Source organism: Alitibacter langaaensis DSM 22999 (genome assembly GCF_003096995.1).
Classification (GTDB): Bacteria; Pseudomonadota; Gammaproteobacteria; order Enterobacterales; family Pasteurellaceae; genus Exercitatus; species Exercitatus langaaensis.
The window spans coordinates 20827-38510 of record NZ_QENU01000006.1 but is presented as its reverse complement, the minus strand read 5'-3'; the positions used below and the strand labels follow the sequence as shown (position 1 = coordinate 38510).

The following is a 17684-nucleotide window of genomic DNA, read 5'->3' as shown; positions in this document are numbered from 1 at the left end:
AAAAGTGCGGTCAATTTTCTTGAAGAATTTTGACCGCACTTTGGCTTTATTGGATAGAAAATTTATTCGTTGTTTTATTTACGCATTGTTTTAGGCATTATTGAGCAAGCCAGTTAGCTTTTCCATCACCATTTCTGGCGTGATATCAATCAAACTTTGGTGATAGCCCTCGGCGCTATCTGCGCCTTTACGAATTTTGATGAGCCCGCCTTCGATTAAACGAATAATCACTGCCTTGTCGGACAATGGGGGCGTATATTGCGGACTTGTCGGGCCATAAACGGCTACTAACGGGCGATTTACTGCAGCGGCAATATGCATTAAACCGCTGTCATTGGTGACCATTGCGGTGCAGTCATAAATCAGATCCACCGCTTCATTTAACTGAGTTTGACCCGCTAAATTCACGCAATAACGCTGTAATTCATCGGGCAAGGTAGAACGAATTTGCTCGCCAACTTCCACGTCTTTAGCGGAGCCAAACAAACGAATGCTATAACCTTTTTCGATTAACATTTCTGCTAATTTGGCATAATTATAATGGGGCCAACGCTTGGCGGGGCCAAACTCTGCACCTGGGCAGAAACCAATGGCAGGGCGATGCTCGGCATATTCCAATTGCGCTTGAAATTTTTCTTTGGTGTTTTCGACCGCACTTTCATCCACGGCGAGATAAGGTTTGGCTATCGGTAAGTCGGCTGCCGTAGGGATTTTCCCTTTTTCGTATGCCAAAGCAACATAACGTTGAACCATCATCGGATAATCATTTTTGTTCGCGCGTAAATCGTTCAAAAAGAAATAACGGCTTTCCCCTTTCCAGCCACGGCGCACGGCAATTTTGGCAAATAACGGAATAAAGGCGGATTTTAAGGAATTAGGCAGTATAATCGCCATATCATATTGATGACGCAATGATTTACCAATTTGATAACGAGTTTTTAAATCGAACGCGCCGTGCCCCAGTGGCATTTCAATGGCATTGCGCACTTCTGGCATACGCGCCAATAAAGGTTTACACCAATTGGGTGCCAGCACATCAATTTGGCAATTAGGATATTGTGTTTTCAGGGCTTGATATAAGCTATGCGACATCATCATATCGCCAACCCAAGATGGGCCGATGATTAAAATATTCATAGAATTCCACTTCAAAGATGAAAGATAAAGTGCGGTTAAAAATGCAATTATTTTAACCGCACTTTATCTTTCATCAAAGCAATAAAAAACGCCGTGATTGCTCACAGCGTTTGTTTTCGGTTAACGATTAAAGATAACGTTTGCTGACAACTTTCAAGTTATCGTCTAATTCATAGACTAATGGTTGACCAGTTGGGATTTCTAAATCCATAATGTCGGCGTCTGAAATGCCTTCAATGTGTTTTGCAAGTGCGCGTAATGAGTTACCGTGCGCAGTCACAAGAACACGTTTGCCAGATAATAATGCTGGCGCGATTTGATCTTCCCAGAATGGTAATACACGTTCTAATGTTACTTTCAAGTTTTCACCATCTGGCACAACATCTGCTGGAAGGTGTGCATAACGGCGATCATTGTGTGCAGAATTTGGATCGTTTGGATCTAATAATGGTGGTAATGTATCGTATGAACGACGCCAAATGTGAACTTGTTCGTCACCATATTTTTCTGCGGTTGCTTTTTTGTCTAAGCCTTGTAATTCACCGTAGTGACGTTCATTTAAACGCCAGTTTTTCACTTGTGGAATCCATAATTGACCCGCTTCTTCCAACACGATGTTACAAGTTTTGATTGCGCGAGTTAACACTGAAGTGAATGCAATATCAAATTCAAAACCTGCGTCTTTTAATTTTTGACCTGCTGTTTTTGCTTCTTCCACACCGCGTTCTGTTAAGTTAACATCGCGCCAGCCTGTGAATAAGTTTTTTGCGTTCCATTCACTGAAACCGTGACGGATAAATACTAATTGCATAAGGGATCTCCTAGTTTTGTAAAAATGAATTCGTCATTCGCCGCTCTTTATAGCAAAAAATAGGTAGTTTTAAAAGGGAAAAGCGAATGTTTCCTGATCTTACGCAAAAATAATGGTATATTTACACCAATTTTATTCGTTAAAGGAAAAATCAAATGCTGTCCCCTTTCTCCTTAAAAATTGTCAAAAAATTGACCGCACTTTGCTCACAAGGCTTAATATGCGGAAGTTTATGCTTGGCATTTGGGGCGCAGGCGGCTGATTTAAGCAAAATCCAACAGCAAATTAAGCAGCAAGAACAAAAAATAGCAGAACAAAAGCGTGAGCAAAATAAACTGCAATCGAGCTTAAAAAGCCACGAAAATCAAATTAATGACATCGTGGGAAACTTGCGTAAAACCGAAACCAGCTTAAAAGAAACGAAGAAAATTATTGCCGACACGAATAAACAAATTCAGCAATTAGAGCAGCAACAAAAAGCACAGAAAGCCAAACTTGCCGATCAATTAGACGCGATTTATCGCAATGGCAATCCGAATTCTGTGATAGAGCATTTGTTGTCGGAAGAGGCTCAAAATAATGATCGAATGATGGTTTATGCGAAACATATGAACCAATCACGCATTGCATTATTAGATGATCTAAAAGCGACGTTGGCACAGCTTGATGAACAAAAAGCTTATTTGTCGAGCCAACAACAAGAACAACAAAGCCAACTTTCCGAACAAAAGAAACAGCAGCAAGCGTTACAAAAAGCCAAAAATGCGCGGCAAAGCACATTAAATCAGCTAAACAAAACTCTTGAGCGTGATCAAAATAAATTGGAAACGCTCAAAGCCAATGAAACGGCTTTACGCAACGAAATTAATCGCGCGGCACAACAAGCTCGAGAACAAGAACAGAAAGAGCGCGAGCAATTAGCTCAGAAAAAACAAGCAGAAGAAAAACGCACGAATCGCACCTATCAGCCCACAGAGCAGGAACAGCAACTCATTCGCTCTGGGAGCGGTTTGGCTGGCAAATATCCACGCCCTGTAAATGGTTCGATCTTGCATAATTATGGCTCAACCCAAGTGGGCGAAGTGAAATGGAAAGGGATTGTCATTAGCGCTTCGACTGGAACCGCTGTGAAAGCCATTGCCGCAGGGCGCGTGATTTTAGCAAACTGGCTAAGTGGTTATGGGCAAGTTGTAGTTATCGATCACGGCAAAGGGGATATGTCTTTGTATGGCTATAACCAAGCGCTTTTTGTGCGCACAGGCACTTTAGTGAAAGCAGGGCAAAAAATTGCTGAGGTGGGAAATAGCGGCGGACAAGGTCGTTCTGCACTGTATTTTGAAATTCGCCGCCAAGGTAACGCGGTTAACCCAATGAATTGGTTACGTTAATGATCGGTTTACATTTTTCCCGTTTGAATCTTCAAAGTGCGGTCAAAAATTCATTTATTTTTTTCACCGCACTTTTCTCTCTTTCTTGCTATGCGCAAACTGCCAAATTGGCGATTGTGATTGATGATATTGGCTATCACCCTAAAGAAGATGCAGCGGTGTATGCAATGCCCAAACAAATTTCTGTCGCCATTATTCCATCGGCGCCCTATGCTCCGCAACGCAATCAACAAGCGAAGGCGCAGGGGCGTGATATCCTAATCCATATGCCGATGCAACCAGTTAGCAATATTAAAATTGAAAACGGCGGTTTGCTCGTTGGCATGAGCCAACATGAAGTCACTCAACGGGTGCAAGCCGCGAAAAATGTTGTCAGCAATGCGATTGGTATGAATAATCATATGGGCAGCGCAGCAACGGCGGATGCTCCACTGATGACAGCATTAATGAGCGAACTGCATAAGCATCATTTGTTCTTTTTAGACAGCCGAACCATTGGCAAAAGCGTGGCGGGAAAGATTGCCAAAGAACAGGGCGTGAGATCTCTCGATAGGCATATTTTTTTAGATGATAGCGATGCGCTTCACGATGTACAACACCAATTTCAGCTCGCCTTACAATATGCAAGAAAACAAGGTACGGCGATTGTTATTGGGCATCCGCGTAAAAATACTATCGCGGTGTTGCAAGCAGGTTTAGCCCAGCTGCCCGATGATATTCAATTAGTGAGTATGGGCAGTTTATGGCGCAATGAGAAAATTGTTCCGCCGAAACCGTTTATTTTGTTATTTAGTGACTTGGCTGCGCCGACCAATCGTGCGCCGTTTGAGAATATTCCGTTGCTGCGTGGCGTTCCGCGTTAAGGAGTTTAAATGGCAGATCCCCATATTCAATCGCCAATGGATATTTTTGACAAACTCACCGTGTGCGTTTATCGCCTTGGCTTTCTTGCGGCAGCAATTGGTGTCGCATTATTGCCTTATCGTTCAGAGATCGGCTATTCCACTTTGCTTACCGCCGCCACAATGTGCGCATCGTCATTGCATCTTTATCTCAAATCTTTCCGCTTGTTGTTACAAGCCGCCACTTGGATTGCGCTGCTATGCCAAATGTTCGGTTTTCCTGAATTGGCACTAGGCGGTGCATTGCTCACTTTAAGCGGATTGTGCTTTAAGGAATATTTTTGCTTTCGTATTCCCACATTGAATTTTATGCCCATTTTTGTGGTGCTATTATGGCTGGGCGCTGTGACTCAAACGGCATTGTTGCTACAAATAATGAGCGCAATTTGTGCGCTATTGCTGGCGATTCTATTTATTCAAAAATGCCGTATGCCATTGCATTTTGACATTGGTGATAAAACAAAATATCAAATTTAACTCGTAAAAAAATGTGTGTAAAATGACCGCACTTTTTATCATAAGGATCTTTCAATGAACAAACTTAGCGTTGTAATTCTCGCCGCGGGCAAAGGCACCCGTATGTATTCAGATTTGCCAAAAGTGCTACACAAAGTGGCAGGCAAACCAATGGTTAAACATGTTATTGATACGGCTAAACAATTAAGTGCGGATCAAATTCATTTAATTTATGGACATGGGGCGGATTTACTCAAACAATATCTCGCTGATGAACCGGTGAATTGGGTGTTTCAAGCCGAACAACTTGGCACAGGGCACGCGATGCAACAAGCAGCCCCCTTCTTCAAAGACGATGAAAATATTGTGATGCTTTACGGCGATGCGCCTTTAATTACCAAAGCAACCCTTGAAAAACTAATTGCCGCCAAACCTGCTAATGGCATTGCCTTGCTTTCTGCGAATCTTGATGACCCAACAGGCTATGGGCGCATTATTCGTGAAAATGGCTCAGTTGTTGGGATTGTGGAACAAAAAGACGGCACTCCTGAACAGTTAAAAATCACGGAAGTGAATACGGGCGTGATGGTTTCTGACGGGGCAAGTTTCAAAAAATGGTTAGCGCGTTTAAACAATAATAATGCGCAAGGCGAATATTATATGACCGATGTGATCGGCTTGGCGAACCAAGACGGATGCCAAGTTGCCGCCGTGCCTGCCGATGATATTATGGAAGTGGAAGGTGCCAATAACCGCTTACAACTCAATGCATTAGAACGTTATTATCAGCGTAAACAAGCCAAGGCATTGTTATTAGCTGGGGTTAGCCTTGCGGATCCTGAACGCTTTGATTTGCGTGGCGAATTAGAGCACGGCAAAGACTGCGAAATTGATATTAACGTGATCATTGAAGGCAAAGTGCGGTTAGGAAACGGAGTAAAAATTGGTGCAGGCGCCGTGCTAAAAAATGTGGAAATCGCTGATTTCGTTGAAATTAAACCTTATAGTGTATTAGAAGATAGCCGCATTGGCGAAGGCGCAGATGTGGGCCCATTCGCTCGTTTACGCCCTGGGGCTGAACTTGCCGCCAAAGCGCACGTGGGCAATTTCGTTGAAATCAAAAAAGCCCATATTGGCGAAGGCTCAAAAGTGGGGCATTTAACTTATATTGGCGATGCGGAAGTGGGCGCGAACGTGAATGTCGGTGCTGGCGTAATTACTTGCAACTACGATGGTGCTAATAAATTCAAAACTATTATTGGCGATGATGTTTTCGTGGGTTCGGACAGCCAATTAGTCGCACCCGTTTTCATTGCAAACGGCGCAACCATCGGAGCAGGCTCAACCATCACTAAAGATATCGGGGAAAATGAACTCGTCATCACCCGGGTACCACAACGCCACATCCAAGGCTGGCAACGCCCAACTAAAAAGAAATAATTAATAATCCGACCGCACTTTGTTAGAGATTTTGTTGTGTTTAGCAAGGTGCGGAGGTGTTAAGCAATCGCTAGAAGTGAAATTTCAATGTTTAGGATTGGACTAGGTTTGTGGATTAGCATCGGTTCTGACCAAATACAGCATAAAATTATTTAGCTTAAAACAACCGCATTTTATAAAGTGCGGTTATTTTTTATATTTTTTGTGATAGTCATCACGGTTTTATTTTGTTCTTTATTGTACATTCTTTTTTGAGTTTATAACTAATAAGGAGTATGTATGAAAGAAGGCATTCGTTTAAAAACACTGCTCGTTGGAACAATATCATTGATTTGCGCCATTATCTTCTTTGGTGGATTCGCAAAGGAATTTTTAGGTGGGATTTTTGATTTTGGTAAACTGACAGGGCAATTTCCTGAATGGTTAAAAACATCTGGTGGTTTAAGTGCCAAAGGTGGTTTTTTATTTGCCCTAACCTTAGTGCCAAGTGTCATGCTTGCATTAGGATTTGTTGCAATTTTTGAACATTTTGGTGCATTAGCTGCCGCATCTAAATGGTTAAGCCCTATCTTAAAACCTTTAATTGGCATACCTGGAAATTGTTCAATTTCTCTTATTGCGAGTACACAAAGCACTGATGCAGGGAGCTCTACAACAAAATCCTTATATGATGAAGGTAAAATTACTTATAAAGAATTACTAATTTTTGCAGCTTTCCAATTTAGTGCAGGTGCAATGCTCACTAATTTTCTTGCTTCTTTTGCTCCACTATTACTTTTAACTGATAAAAATGGAATGTCTGTTCCTGTTTCAGTTGCAATGTGTCTTGGCGTAATTTTGCTATTTAAAATATTTGGGGCAAATTTAATGCGTCTATATGTGAGCAAATTTGTTAAAGAAGATGAGGGGGTTGTATGAGCAATAAATTAATCACTGATATTTTTATTGACGGTGCAAGAAAAGGTTGGAATATTGCTATTCATAGTACAATTCCAAATGTATTAATGGCATTTGTGATTATTTATATCCTAAATACCTCGGGGTTATTAAAACTATTAGGTGAATATGTTGGGTTTATTATGGCACCACTTGGATTACCAGGTGAATCCATCGCAGTGTTTCTTGCTGCATTTCTGAGTTGGGGTGGCGCAGCCGGTGTTTTGGTTGCACTTGTTCAGGCGGGTTCTTTGTCTGCATCAGATATTGCTATTTTATTACCAGGAATGGCTTTAGTTGGCTCCACTGTACAATATATGGGGCGTGTTCTAGGTGTGTTAGGTGTGCCGGGAAAACATTATTTAGTGCTATTTGGTATTTGTATGATCAATGCTTATTTAGCAATGTTTGTAATGAAATTTATTATTTAAGGTGGAAATATGAATGAACAACATTTATCCCAATTTATTTCTGAATTAAAAGAACTCACTGAAATTGAAAGCCCAAGCTATTCTATTGACGGTGTCAATCAGGTAGCAAATTGGTTTATAAAAAAAGCGGAAAAACAGGGGTTGCAATATCGAAAAATTCCAATGAATACAGATAAAGTAGCAGATTGTCTTTTAATTAGTAATAATTTGCAGGCAGAGAAATTTGATATTTTATTTGTTGCACATATGGATACCGTATTTCCCGTTGGAACAGGGCAATCAGTACCTTTCAATATTGAAGGAAATCAGATCAATGCATTGGGTGTAATTGACGATAAATCTGGTGGCTTATTGGCTTTTTCTATTATACAAGCCTTAGACTTAAGCAAATACAATGTTGCGATTTATCTCAATTCTCATGAAGAAATTGGTTCCATGTATGCGAAAGAGAGTATCAGAGAGTATGCGCGCAAGGCAAAATATTGTTTTGTTATGGAAGCTGCACGCGAAGATGGATCAATGGTAGCAAGCCGAAAAGGTTTAGTTACCTATGATGTTGAATTCTTTGGCATTGCTGCCCATGCAGGAAATTGCCCTGAAAAAGGACGTTCTGCTCTAGTTGAGGCGGCAAATTTCATTGTTGAATTTTCAAAATATAATGACTTTGAGCGTCAGCATACCTTTAATTGCGTTATGAAGAATGGGGGAACCGCACATAATATAATTGCAGATTATGCTTCATTAACTATCGAAATGCGTTACAAATATCCTGAATCTGTTGCATTTTTTGAAGATAAACTAGCACAATTACTGACTCACTCTTTTGTTGAAGGAGTAACAAGTAAGAAAGTGTTAATTAATAGCGAAGCACCTATGATTGACGAAGTGAATCTACCAACGATTAAATCGGTATTTGCTGAAGCTGCACAAGAATTAAATTATCCTTTGAAATGGGTTGATGCTGGTGGATTGAGTGATGGGAATGTAGCATCATCAGCTGGTTGCCCGACTATTGATGGCTTAGGTCCAATTGGAGGTAATATGCATGCAAAAACAGAATATATGCTAATAGATTCTGTGATACCTAAATATCATTTAGTACTAAACGCTATTAATAAACTGTTAGCTTAGTGCTCTCTAAAAATAGATATGAGTATTCGTTAGAAATTGGAAATATCAGAGCCAGAAAATACTGTCGTGTTATATGACAAGCTATAAAAAACCACACTTTTAAAGTGTGGTTTTTATGTATTTATCGCTTTATCGGCGTATTAGTTGTAAGTCTATACTTTGACCCGCCAGATTTTGTGTGTTGATACTTAAATGTGTGCTGCCATTGACGATATTGAGTTTGGCTTTGTTATTGGAAGCAGCCAGTTTCCACTCGCCAGGTAGGCTTAATTTAATGTTTTGCCGTTTTTGTGTTGGCTCTGCTAAAGTGAGGTAAACATTTTGGTTTTCTGCTTTTGCCAGTGCAATGGTTGGCTGTTCAAAAGACCAATCGGCATATTTACCCGCTTTCCACACTGCCCACGCAGTGATATTCCCCTGTTTGAGCACTTGTGCATTAGCATCATTTTGGAGAAGTTTGGTTTCCGCACCGAATTTTGTGGCGATATTGTCCATTTCTTTTAAATCGGCATTTGGAATGATGACCCAAGCGGCATTATTTTGGTTTTTATGCGAAGTGTGTAGGGTTGCCCATAGACGTTTATGTTCTTTTTCAGCTTCTTTCCCTTTGCGGGCAGGGTTGATATGCAGCCAAGAACCTTGTCGCTGTTCTATTTGAGCTTCAATTTGTTGCGGTGTTAAAAATAGATAGCCTCCAACGCCGTCTAAATATGCCCATTTTGTATTCTCAAGTGCGGTTTTTTCTTTGAACGTTTTGCCATCGATCACCCAATGGGCAGAAGAATTATTTTCACCTAAGTTACGGTGTTCGATAACGGTTAGTGCATCTTGGCTGCTATGGATATCTGCAACAAACTCAATTATTGCATCAGGTGTACCAAACCAGAAACGGCGAGCGTGTAAATCACCGTCTGGGCTTAAGAGATGCATGGCGGCAAGAGAGAAATTACCCTGCGTTAGCCCGCCTGTCCACTCATTTTGTGGTGTGCTATGCCCCCATTCTCCAGCAACTTTAGGCACAAGAGGTGTGGTGTCAACTGTGGTGCCAGTAGGTGCGTTATAATTGAGTGTAGGCCAGAATGCGTCTTCATATTGCCCCATATCATTAGGTAAATAGAGATAACGCATACCAAGGCTTGTGCGTGACGCCCATTCATTTTCTTGATTGCCACATTCATACCAAGCAATGCGGTTACTACACATTGCAATAGAGGCACTCCAGTTATTGGTGCGATGCACGAGCCTATCCATAGAACTAAACATTTTAGAGGTTTGTTTTATTGGCGAGCCTGAGGCGTGGTTTAGCGCTTGGATCACTAATGCTAAGTAAGTGAGAGAATTGTTATCCGTAATGCGATTATAATTATTTTGTTCAATCCAGCTTTTCGTTAAATTGTACCAACGGTTGGATATTTCAGGCGGTGCTTTTTCTGCCAATTGTAAAATTGCTTTCATAATGGATGCACCGTGCAGAGAGCCCGGCTCAGTATAACGAGATACCGAGCGCCCTCTTACATTATCAAGCACTTGCCCATTAATGATGGTTGGAATAAATGCTTCATCTACCGCCCAGTAAACCGCATTTAATTGTTGCTGAGGAATATTAAATTCGTTGCCACTGACTAAGCTGAATAGCATGGCTAAACCGCCGATCAGCACATCACCGTAAGATCCTGTGTAAGGAATCGAGGTATGTTGAATAAAAGAGCCATCTTTGTAAAAGCCATCACCCTGTTCAACAATAGTTAATGTTGCCGACAATCCCAATAAGGCGTGCTGTATTTTAGCCTTGTCTGGCAAGGCTAGGGCTCGGCAAATTACCGCTCTTGAAAGATCTAATCTATTTGCCCCCGTCGAAATGATTTTATCGTTTTCTTTATGAGATGAGCCAGAGGCTTTTTGCGTTCTTAGATACCAAGGATCTGGCACAAAATGATCAATGCCAAGCGCGGCAGCATTCATCACATCAGCTGGAAGTTCTTTATGGAGCAAGCACATCATATCCGCCACAGCACGCGATGCACCACTTTCCCAATCCCACCAGTTTCCGTATTCCTCTTGGCTTGGGTTGTATCTTAAGCGTAAAAAATCAGATAAGGCTTGGATACTTTGTTGCAGAATTTCATTGTTTTGATAATAGCTAGAGCCTGGTGTTGCCCAACCTGTTGCCAGTGTTAATGCGGCTCTTGCTGTTTTGGTAATAAAAGGGGATTTTTCTTCGCTGAGATTAGCGGATTTTAAGATAGAGGTTCTATTTTCATCGAGTATGAGATCATCAAGGACATTTTTTACTCTTTTATCTAAACCAGCGAGTGCTTTTGCATAACGTGGATCTTTCGGATCAATATTTTTACGCCCCGTAATAATATCTCCCCAACGTTCACATAAATCGCTGTATTGCGAAGATGTTAGCTTGGTTGTTGCCGCAAAGCCAAAGGATGAACAAAAAAGTGCGGTCAAACTTAAGCTAGTTGTACCAAGAATAAATTTTCTACGTGTAAATTTCATACCATTCTCCCTAATTACTAAAATAGCTTTTCGATTTTAGTAAAATTTTATTTTGTTTGGTATGGGGAATTTCATATTTTGCGGGATAGGTCACAATTTATCTTAAATTATGATGATCTTGATAAGAAGAAGTCATTATCGAGCTTTGTTTTGATTTGTATTTGCTTAATTGCAATTGAAGAAAGGGGGGATAAAACTTATAGTGGAAACGAGAGCTTAGAAAATAAGAACTGTACTCAATTTAGAGTACAGTTATCGAGAATATTGAGTTTTCTATTATTATGAATCAACAAAACTATTCTATTGAAATAGGCGCTGGATAGTCATGATACCCTAATTGCTCTGAAATATTTTTGCCTGCAATTTGTAATAAATTGACTAAATAAGGCAATTTTTTTTCTTCAAAACGAATGGTAGGGATAGAGATAGACACGCCGGCAATAATTCGACCAAAACGGTTGTAAATTGGTGCGGCGATGCAGCGTAAACCCGGCTCTTGTTCTTCGTTATCTTCAGCAAAATGTTGCTGACGGACTTTTTCTACTTCTTGAATGAGCTGAGATGTATTTTCTAAGGTTTTGTCTGTGTGTTTAACAAAGGTCACATCCGCCATTAAAGCAGTGATTTCTTGTTCACTCAAGCCTGATAACAATACTTTGCCAATTGCTGTACTGTAGATTGGGTTTCTACGCCCAATGCGTGAGTACATTCTTAAGTTATAGCTTGAGTCAATTTTATGTAGGTAGATAATTTCAGAATCGTCTAAGGTGCCTAAATGTAGCGTTTCATTAGTTTGCTTAGAGATAGATGACATTTCTTGATTCGCCAAAGCAATAAGGTCAACATATTCTAAGGCTTTAGCACCGACTTCAAAGAGTTTTAATGTAAGGCTGTATTTTTCCGTTTCATCTTCTTGCTTAACAAATCCTAGCGTTCTCATTGTTTGTAAAAAACGATAGGTTGTGCTTTTAGACATCATAAGGCGTTGAGCCAGATCCGTAATGCCAATTTCTTTTTGTTCTGCAAGGGCTTCAATAATACCAAAAACCTTTAATACAGATGAAACCGCCTCGGGTTGATTTTCTTTTTCCATAGGATTCTGTACCATGTTGATATGCGATTTGTGTTGAGATCATAAATGGTTGCATACTATCACAAATGATTAATTTTTAAAACTCACTCATATCCGTTTTAAAAATGAAATATTATTTCATAATTATTGCAATGTATTTTTTGTTGGAGTATGATGCGCTTAAAACAGGAACATTAGCATAATGTTTTTGTCATTTCTAATACATATATTCTATAGGAGAATTCACATGAGTTTATTTGATTTAACTGGAAAAGTAGCACTTGTAACAGGTTGTAACACAGGTTTGGGTCAAGGAATGGCTGTCGGCTTAGCGGAAGCTGGTTGTGACATCGTGGGTCTTAATTTAGTAGAACCGTTAGAAACCAAAGCTAAAATTGAAGCGGTTGGTCGCAAATTTGTGAACCTTGAAGCAAACTTAATGAAACAAGACGGGCTTGAAGACCTTGTTGAAAAAGCAGCTAATGTTTTTGGCAAAATTGATATTCTTGTTAATAATGCAGGTATTATTCGCCGTGAAGATGCGATTAATTTCTCTGAACAAGATTGGGATGATGTTATTAATATTAACTTAAAAACTGTATTCTTCCTTTCTCAATTAGTCGCGAAAAAATTCATTGCGCAAGGCAATGGCGGTAAAATCATTAATGTTGCGTCAATGCTTTCTTTCCAAGGTGGTATTCGCGTTCCATCATATACGGCATCAAAAAGTGCGGTAATGGGTATTACACGAGCCATGGCGAATGAATGGGCAAAATATAATATTAATGTCAACGCGATTGCACCAGGATATATGGCAACAGATAATACTGCTGCATTGCGCGCAGATGAATCTCGTAATAAAGAAATCTTAGAGCGTATTCCAGCTGGACGTTGGGGTACACCAAATGATTTAGCAGGTCCTTGTGTATTCTTAGCTTCAACTGCGGGTGATTATGTGAATGGTTACACAATCGCTGTTGATGGTGGTTGGTTAGCACGTTAATGCGATATAATTAACCCTACTTACTTGATAAGTAGGGTTAATTAAATTGGGGCTTTAGTCATGAAAAAAATAGCAATCTTCGGTGAATGCATGATTGAACTCAATGGGGAACCCTTTGGGAGCATGCATCAAACTTATGGCGGCGATACATTAAACACAGCAACTTATTTAGCCAGAGTGAGCCAAGGTAATCAATTAGAAATTTCTTATATTTCAGCGCTCGGCACAGATAAATTAAGCCAAGGAATGTTAGCCCATTGGCAAAATGACGGAATTAAAACAGATTGGGTATTATTTGATAAAGCACGTCAGCCTGGATTATATCTTATCCAATTGGATAAATTTGGTGAGAGAACTTTTCTATATTGGCGAAATCAATCTGCTGCTCGTTATGTATTACAACATCAAAATTACCCTGAAATATTAGCTCAATTATCTACTGTCGATGTAATTTATCTGAGTGGTATTTCTCTTGCAATTTTGCCAGAAAATGACCGCACTTTATTCATCCAGCAATTAGCAGATTTAAAAAAAGCAGGGGTTAAGATCGCCTTTGATAGCAATTATCGACCAGCCTTATGGGATAATCTTCAACAAACCCAAAACTGTTACCAAGCCTTGTTACCATTAGTTGACGTGGCTTTAGTTACTTTTGATGACGAACAATTAGTTTGGCAAGATGAAAATGAACAACAAACAATCTCTCGCCTTAAACAATACAATATAGAAACTATTGTCGTTAAATCAGGAAAAAATGGCGCAATTTGTTGCCATAATGATGAAATTGTCAATGTGCCAACTGAAATTGTTGAATCTGTCGTTGACACCACTTCAGCAGGTGATGCATTTAATGCCGGCTTCTTTAATGGTTATTTACAAAATAGATCATTGATAACTTGTTGCCAACGAGGGAATCGCCTTGCGGGAATTGTTATCCAACATAAAGGTGCGATTATTGATAAAGCTGCCACATCACACCTTGTTCAAGAATTTAATTAAGGAAGAGTTATGAAATATACTACAGCACAAATTGTTGAAAAATTAAGAGCGTTAAAAGTTGTTCCTGTTATCGCTTTAGATCGTGCAGACGATATTTTGCCTTTAGCAAAAACATTAAGCGAAAACGGCTTACCTGTTGTTGAAATCACTTTCCGCTCAGAAGCCGCAGAAGAAGCTATTCGATTATTGCGCCAACATAATCCTGAAATTCTCATTGCAGCAGGTACAGTATTAACGCCAGAACAAGTAGTGAGAGCAAAACAAGCAGGCGCCGATTGCATTGTTACCCCTGGATTTAACCCAAATATCGTTCGTTTATGTCAACAACTTGGAATTCCTGTCACACCGGGTATTAATAACCCAATGTCAATTGAAGCCGCATTAGAAATGGGAATCACCGCAGTAAAATTCTTCCCAGCTGAAGCGTCAGGTGGCGTTAAAATGATTAAAGCGTTACTAGGCCCTTATTCTCAATTAGAAATTATGCCTACAGGTGGTATTTCACCTGCTAATATTAAAGATTACTTAGCTATCCCTAATGTGATTGCCTGTGGCGGTTCATGGTTTGTGGAAAAATCGCTGATTTCTAACCAAAACTGGGATGAAATCGGTCGCCTAGTTCGTGAAGTGCTTGATTTAGTCAAATAGGAAAAAGCTATGTTTGTATATAATCAAGATATTCCATTAGAAGATTTGGGTAATGGTATTCAACGTAAGATTCTTGCCTATAGTGAAAATATAATGTCTGTTGAAGTACATTTTGAGAAAAACGCAGTAGGTACATTACATAGCCATCCACATGAACAGCTGACTTATGTATTATCTGGCAGTTTTGAATTTACAATTGGTGATGAAACTAAAATTGTAAAAGCTGGCGATGTTTTATATAAACAGCCTAATGTTATGCATGGATGTACTTGTTTAGAAAAGGGCGTGTTATTAGATACTTTTACACCGATGAGAAAAGATTTTCTTAAATAGAATTTAACGTATTTTCTTTACTAACTTTTTCATAATATTTAACTCCTCAAAAGGCAATAGTTCATATTGCCTTTTTATTTTCGTGAATGCAAATTCAAAACAATGTTTTATTTTTGAGACATAGATCTCAAAATAATGAATAATTTTATGGTACATTGCGCCAATTATATGAGTATATCCAAATTATAAGGAGTGATTATGACTAAAAAAACATTAACATCAATTTTTTGTTGTGCGTTATTTTCAACTTCAAGTATGGCATCTGTTGAGCCTAGCACTCTCACATGGAAGAGCATTGCTTTTGGTCAATCCACAGATCTTAATTTTGGTTCAACAATTCTACCTGAAAAAGTTGGGATAAATCATACAACTGTTGATGGCAAACCTATAAAAGAGGGAGCTATAGCACCGAAATTTACAATTGAAAGTCGTGGTGGGAAATTAGCTAATTCTCATGAAGGGTTAACTTATTATTATACAGAATTACCAATTGATACTAATTTTGTGATTTCTGCGGATATTCATTTAGAACAATTAGGTCCTGAAACGGGAGCGAAGCCAAACAGACAAGAAGGTGTTGGCATTATGGTTCGCGATATTATTGGAAAACCTCGAGCAGAACCTCAACCTGTTGGTTATGAAGAGTTTCCAGCCGCATCTAATATGGTGATGAATTTACTACGTGTCAATGCAAGGGAGCATAATGGGAAAGTTAATATTAATGCTTCTTATCGTGAAGGTATCAATGATCCCTGGGGAACCGCTGGCAATAAATTAACCAGAAAAGATTATGTAGAAGGCGTTGAATTCAAAGATAAAGTATTAAGATTGATACTAGAGAAAAATGATCAAGGTTTTGTCGCTGCTTATACTCAAGACGGTAAAACATATAAAAAAGTGTTAGATAAAGTTGATACTGGTATTTTGGCAAATCAAGATGCTCAAAAACAATATCTAGGCTTTTTTGCCTCTCGTAATGCCAAAATGACAGTTGAGAATGTTGATCTAAAATTGACAGATGGTAAGAAAGTGAATCCAGCAAAATTTGTTACTAAAGCATTACCTTTAGTTGTCAACTTAGAATCAAATAATAAAACAGTCAGTAATGACTATGTATTTCAGGCTCGTTCAAATTATGATGGATATTACATACTATCAAAAGAAAGCAAGCAAATCTTTAAATCTCCACTAACAAAAGCTGGTGAATATGTTTCACATAAAATAAAACTAGATAAGGATAAAACTGAATTATCTATACAATTTATTCCTAGTGTTGAACTTAAAGATAACCACTTTTCTAAACAGATTATTATTGAAAAACATACATTGAAAGACCCTATGCTCGTGTATGTTGCACCTAATGGCACAACTGTTGGTGATGGCTCAATAGAAAAACCATTAAATTTATCAACCGCACTTGAATTGTTGCCTCCTGGTGGAACTATTCAGTTACAAGCAGGAGAATATCCACCTACAACAATTACTTCAGAAAATAGTGGTTTAAAATCCGCACTTAAAACTCTAAAAGGTATAGATGGACAAGTAAAATTTGTCGGTGAACTACTTCATAAAGCAAGTTTCTGGAATATTGAAAATCTTGAAGTAGCTGGAGCTAGTTTAATTGTTCAAGGTAGCCATAATAACCTGCGCAATATTATTACACATGACGCACCAGACACAGGCTTTCAAATTACTTCACCAGAGAAAATTGGTAGACCGTTATGGGCAAGCTATAATGTAGTTACTGATAGTATTAGTTTTAATAATATGGATGATTCTCAGATTAATGCTGATGGATTTGCAGCTAAAATGCGGATTGGTGAAGGGAACACATTTATCCGTTGCATTTCACACCATAATGTTGATGATGGTTGGGATTTATTCAATAAAGTAGAAGATGGTCCAAACGGTGTCGTCACAATTACTGATTCCATTGCATTTATGAATGGTCAAACATTAACGATGAAAAGTAAGAGCGCTTCCATTGGTAATGGTTTTAAATTAGGCGGAGAAGGATTACCTGTAAATCATATTATTAGAAATAATCTCGCTTTTAGAAATAACATGGATGGGTTTACTGATAACTTTAATCCAGGTTCATTTACTGTTGATAATAATGTCGCGATTGATAATAAACGCTTCAATTTCCTATTTAGAAAAAGCCCATATGAAAATGGACCAAAACAAGGTGTATTTACTAATAACCGCTCTTATCGCTTTTATCAAGAGAGTAAATATATAGATGTTGTAAATGGCAGTGAACTAAAAGACAATCAATTCTTAATGGCGCCAGAACTCACAAAAATAGATTCTGAAACACTGCAAAAATTGTATAAATTAAGTAATATCTCATTTTATGAAACCAATGATGGCTTAAAAGAAGTAAAAGAAATCCAAGCATTATTACATTAATTAAAGGTCAATATTACTAAGTAAAAACGGCACATTGCGTGCTGTTTTTATTTTTAAACTATATGTCTAAAACTTAA

General features: G+C 38.9%; 16 protein-coding genes. 12 read left to right on the top strand and 4 right to left on the bottom strand.

The annotated features are described in order from the left end of the window. Positions 1 to 90: 90 nt before the first annotated feature. Both waaF and C8D76_RS05490 read right to left on the bottom strand, forming a co-directional pair. A complete protein-coding gene (waaF, locus tag C8D76_RS05495; RefSeq protein WP_116631788.1) occupies positions 91 to 1137 on the bottom strand; it encodes a lipopolysaccharide heptosyltransferase II in 1047 nt (348 codons plus the stop codon). 127 nt (positions 1138 to 1264) lie between these two features. Then, positions 1265 to 1948: a 2,3-diphosphoglycerate-dependent phosphoglycerate mutase gene (locus C8D76_RS05490; protein ID WP_116631787.1), complete on the bottom strand. Its 684-nt coding sequence runs from the start codon at positions 1946 to 1948 to the stop codon at positions 1265 to 1267. Between the two features lie 155 nt (positions 1949 to 2103). On the opposite strand from C8D76_RS05490, the gene envC reads away from it, so the two are divergent. From envC to C8D76_RS05455, 7 genes are all read left to right on the top strand, one after another. Continuing rightward, positions 2104 to 3336, top strand: coding sequence for a murein hydrolase activator EnvC (envC, locus tag C8D76_RS05485; RefSeq protein ID WP_116631786.1), 1233 nt, complete (start codon positions 2104 to 2106; stop codon positions 3334 to 3336). Next, the gene (locus C8D76_RS05480; protein ID WP_116631785.1) at positions 3336 to 4199 is read left to right on the top strand and encodes a divergent polysaccharide deacetylase family protein; all 864 of its coding nucleotides are present in this window, start codon (positions 3336 to 3338) and stop codon (positions 4197 to 4199) included. Before envC ends, C8D76_RS05480 begins: the two co-directional genes overlap by 1 nt. Positions 4200 to 4208: 9 nt before the next feature. Beyond that, positions 4209 to 4715: a DUF2301 domain-containing membrane protein gene (locus C8D76_RS05475; protein ID WP_116631784.1), complete on the top strand. Its 507-nt coding sequence runs from the start codon at positions 4209 to 4211 to the stop codon at positions 4713 to 4715. Between the two features lie 54 nt (positions 4716 to 4769). Continuing rightward, on the top strand, positions 4770 to 6134 hold the full coding sequence (glmU, locus tag C8D76_RS05470) for a bifunctional UDP-N-acetylglucosamine diphosphorylase/glucosamine-1-phosphate N-acetyltransferase GlmU (RefSeq protein ID WP_116631783.1): 1365 nt from the start codon (positions 4770 to 4772) through the stop codon (positions 6132 to 6134). A 279-nt stretch (positions 6135 to 6413) separates the two neighbouring features. Further along, positions 6414 to 7052, top strand: a complete 639-nt coding sequence (locus C8D76_RS05465) for a nucleoside recognition domain-containing protein (RefSeq protein WP_116631782.1) — start codon at positions 6414 to 6416, stop codon at positions 7050 to 7052. After that, positions 7049 to 7501, top strand: coding sequence for a YjiG family protein (locus tag C8D76_RS05460; protein ID WP_116631781.1), 453 nt, complete (start codon positions 7049 to 7051; stop codon positions 7499 to 7501). The genes C8D76_RS05465 and C8D76_RS05460 overlap by 4 nt, the downstream gene beginning before the upstream one ends. 9 nt (positions 7502 to 7510) lie before the next feature. Next, the gene (locus tag C8D76_RS05455; RefSeq protein ID WP_116631780.1) at positions 7511 to 8632 is read left to right on the top strand and encodes a M20/M25/M40 family metallo-hydrolase; all 1122 of its coding nucleotides are present in this window, start codon (positions 7511 to 7513) and stop codon (positions 8630 to 8632) included. Between the two features lie 129 nt (positions 8633 to 8761). Here the strand turns inward: C8D76_RS05455 and C8D76_RS05450 are convergent, their stop codons facing one another. Beyond that, the gene (locus tag C8D76_RS05450) at positions 8762 to 11140 is read right to left on the bottom strand and encodes a polysaccharide lyase 8 family protein (protein WP_116631779.1); all 2379 of its coding nucleotides are present in this window, start codon (positions 11138 to 11140) and stop codon (positions 8762 to 8764) included. 295 nt (positions 11141 to 11435) lie between these two features. Next, positions 11436 to 12248 (bottom strand): DNA-binding transcriptional regulator KdgR, encoded by an 813-nt coding sequence (gene kdgR, locus C8D76_RS05445; RefSeq protein ID WP_243405823.1) that lies wholly within the window; start codon positions 12246 to 12248, stop codon positions 11436 to 11438. A 211-nt stretch (positions 12249 to 12459) separates the two neighbouring features. Between kdgR and kduD the strand changes: the two genes are divergently transcribed. The 5 genes from kduD (at position 12460) to C8D76_RS05420 (ending at position 17607) form a co-directional block, all read left to right on the top strand. After that, on the top strand, positions 12460 to 13215 hold the full coding sequence (kduD, locus tag C8D76_RS05440; RefSeq protein WP_207775004.1) for a 2-dehydro-3-deoxy-D-gluconate 5-dehydrogenase KduD: 756 nt from the start codon (positions 12460 to 12462) through the stop codon (positions 13213 to 13215). Between the two features lie 60 nt (positions 13216 to 13275). Continuing rightward, positions 13276 to 14214, top strand: coding sequence for a sugar kinase (locus tag C8D76_RS05435; protein ID WP_116631777.1), 939 nt, complete (start codon positions 13276 to 13278; stop codon positions 14212 to 14214). A 9-nt stretch (positions 14215 to 14223) separates the two neighbouring features. After that, the gene (locus C8D76_RS05430; RefSeq protein ID WP_116631776.1) at positions 14224 to 14862 is read left to right on the top strand and encodes a bifunctional 4-hydroxy-2-oxoglutarate aldolase/2-dehydro-3-deoxy-phosphogluconate aldolase; all 639 of its coding nucleotides are present in this window, start codon (positions 14224 to 14226) and stop codon (positions 14860 to 14862) included. Positions 14863 to 14871: 9 nt separating this feature from the next. Beyond that, complete coding sequence (locus tag C8D76_RS05425; RefSeq protein WP_116631775.1) at positions 14872 to 15195, top strand: cupin domain-containing protein; 324 nt, start codon at positions 14872 to 14874, stop codon at positions 15193 to 15195. 198 nt (positions 15196 to 15393) lie between these two features. Beyond that, the gene (locus C8D76_RS05420; protein WP_116631774.1) at positions 15394 to 17607 is read left to right on the top strand and encodes a right-handed parallel beta-helix repeat-containing protein; all 2214 of its coding nucleotides are present in this window, start codon (positions 15394 to 15396) and stop codon (positions 17605 to 17607) included. Positions 17608 to 17684: the final 77 nt, after the last annotated feature.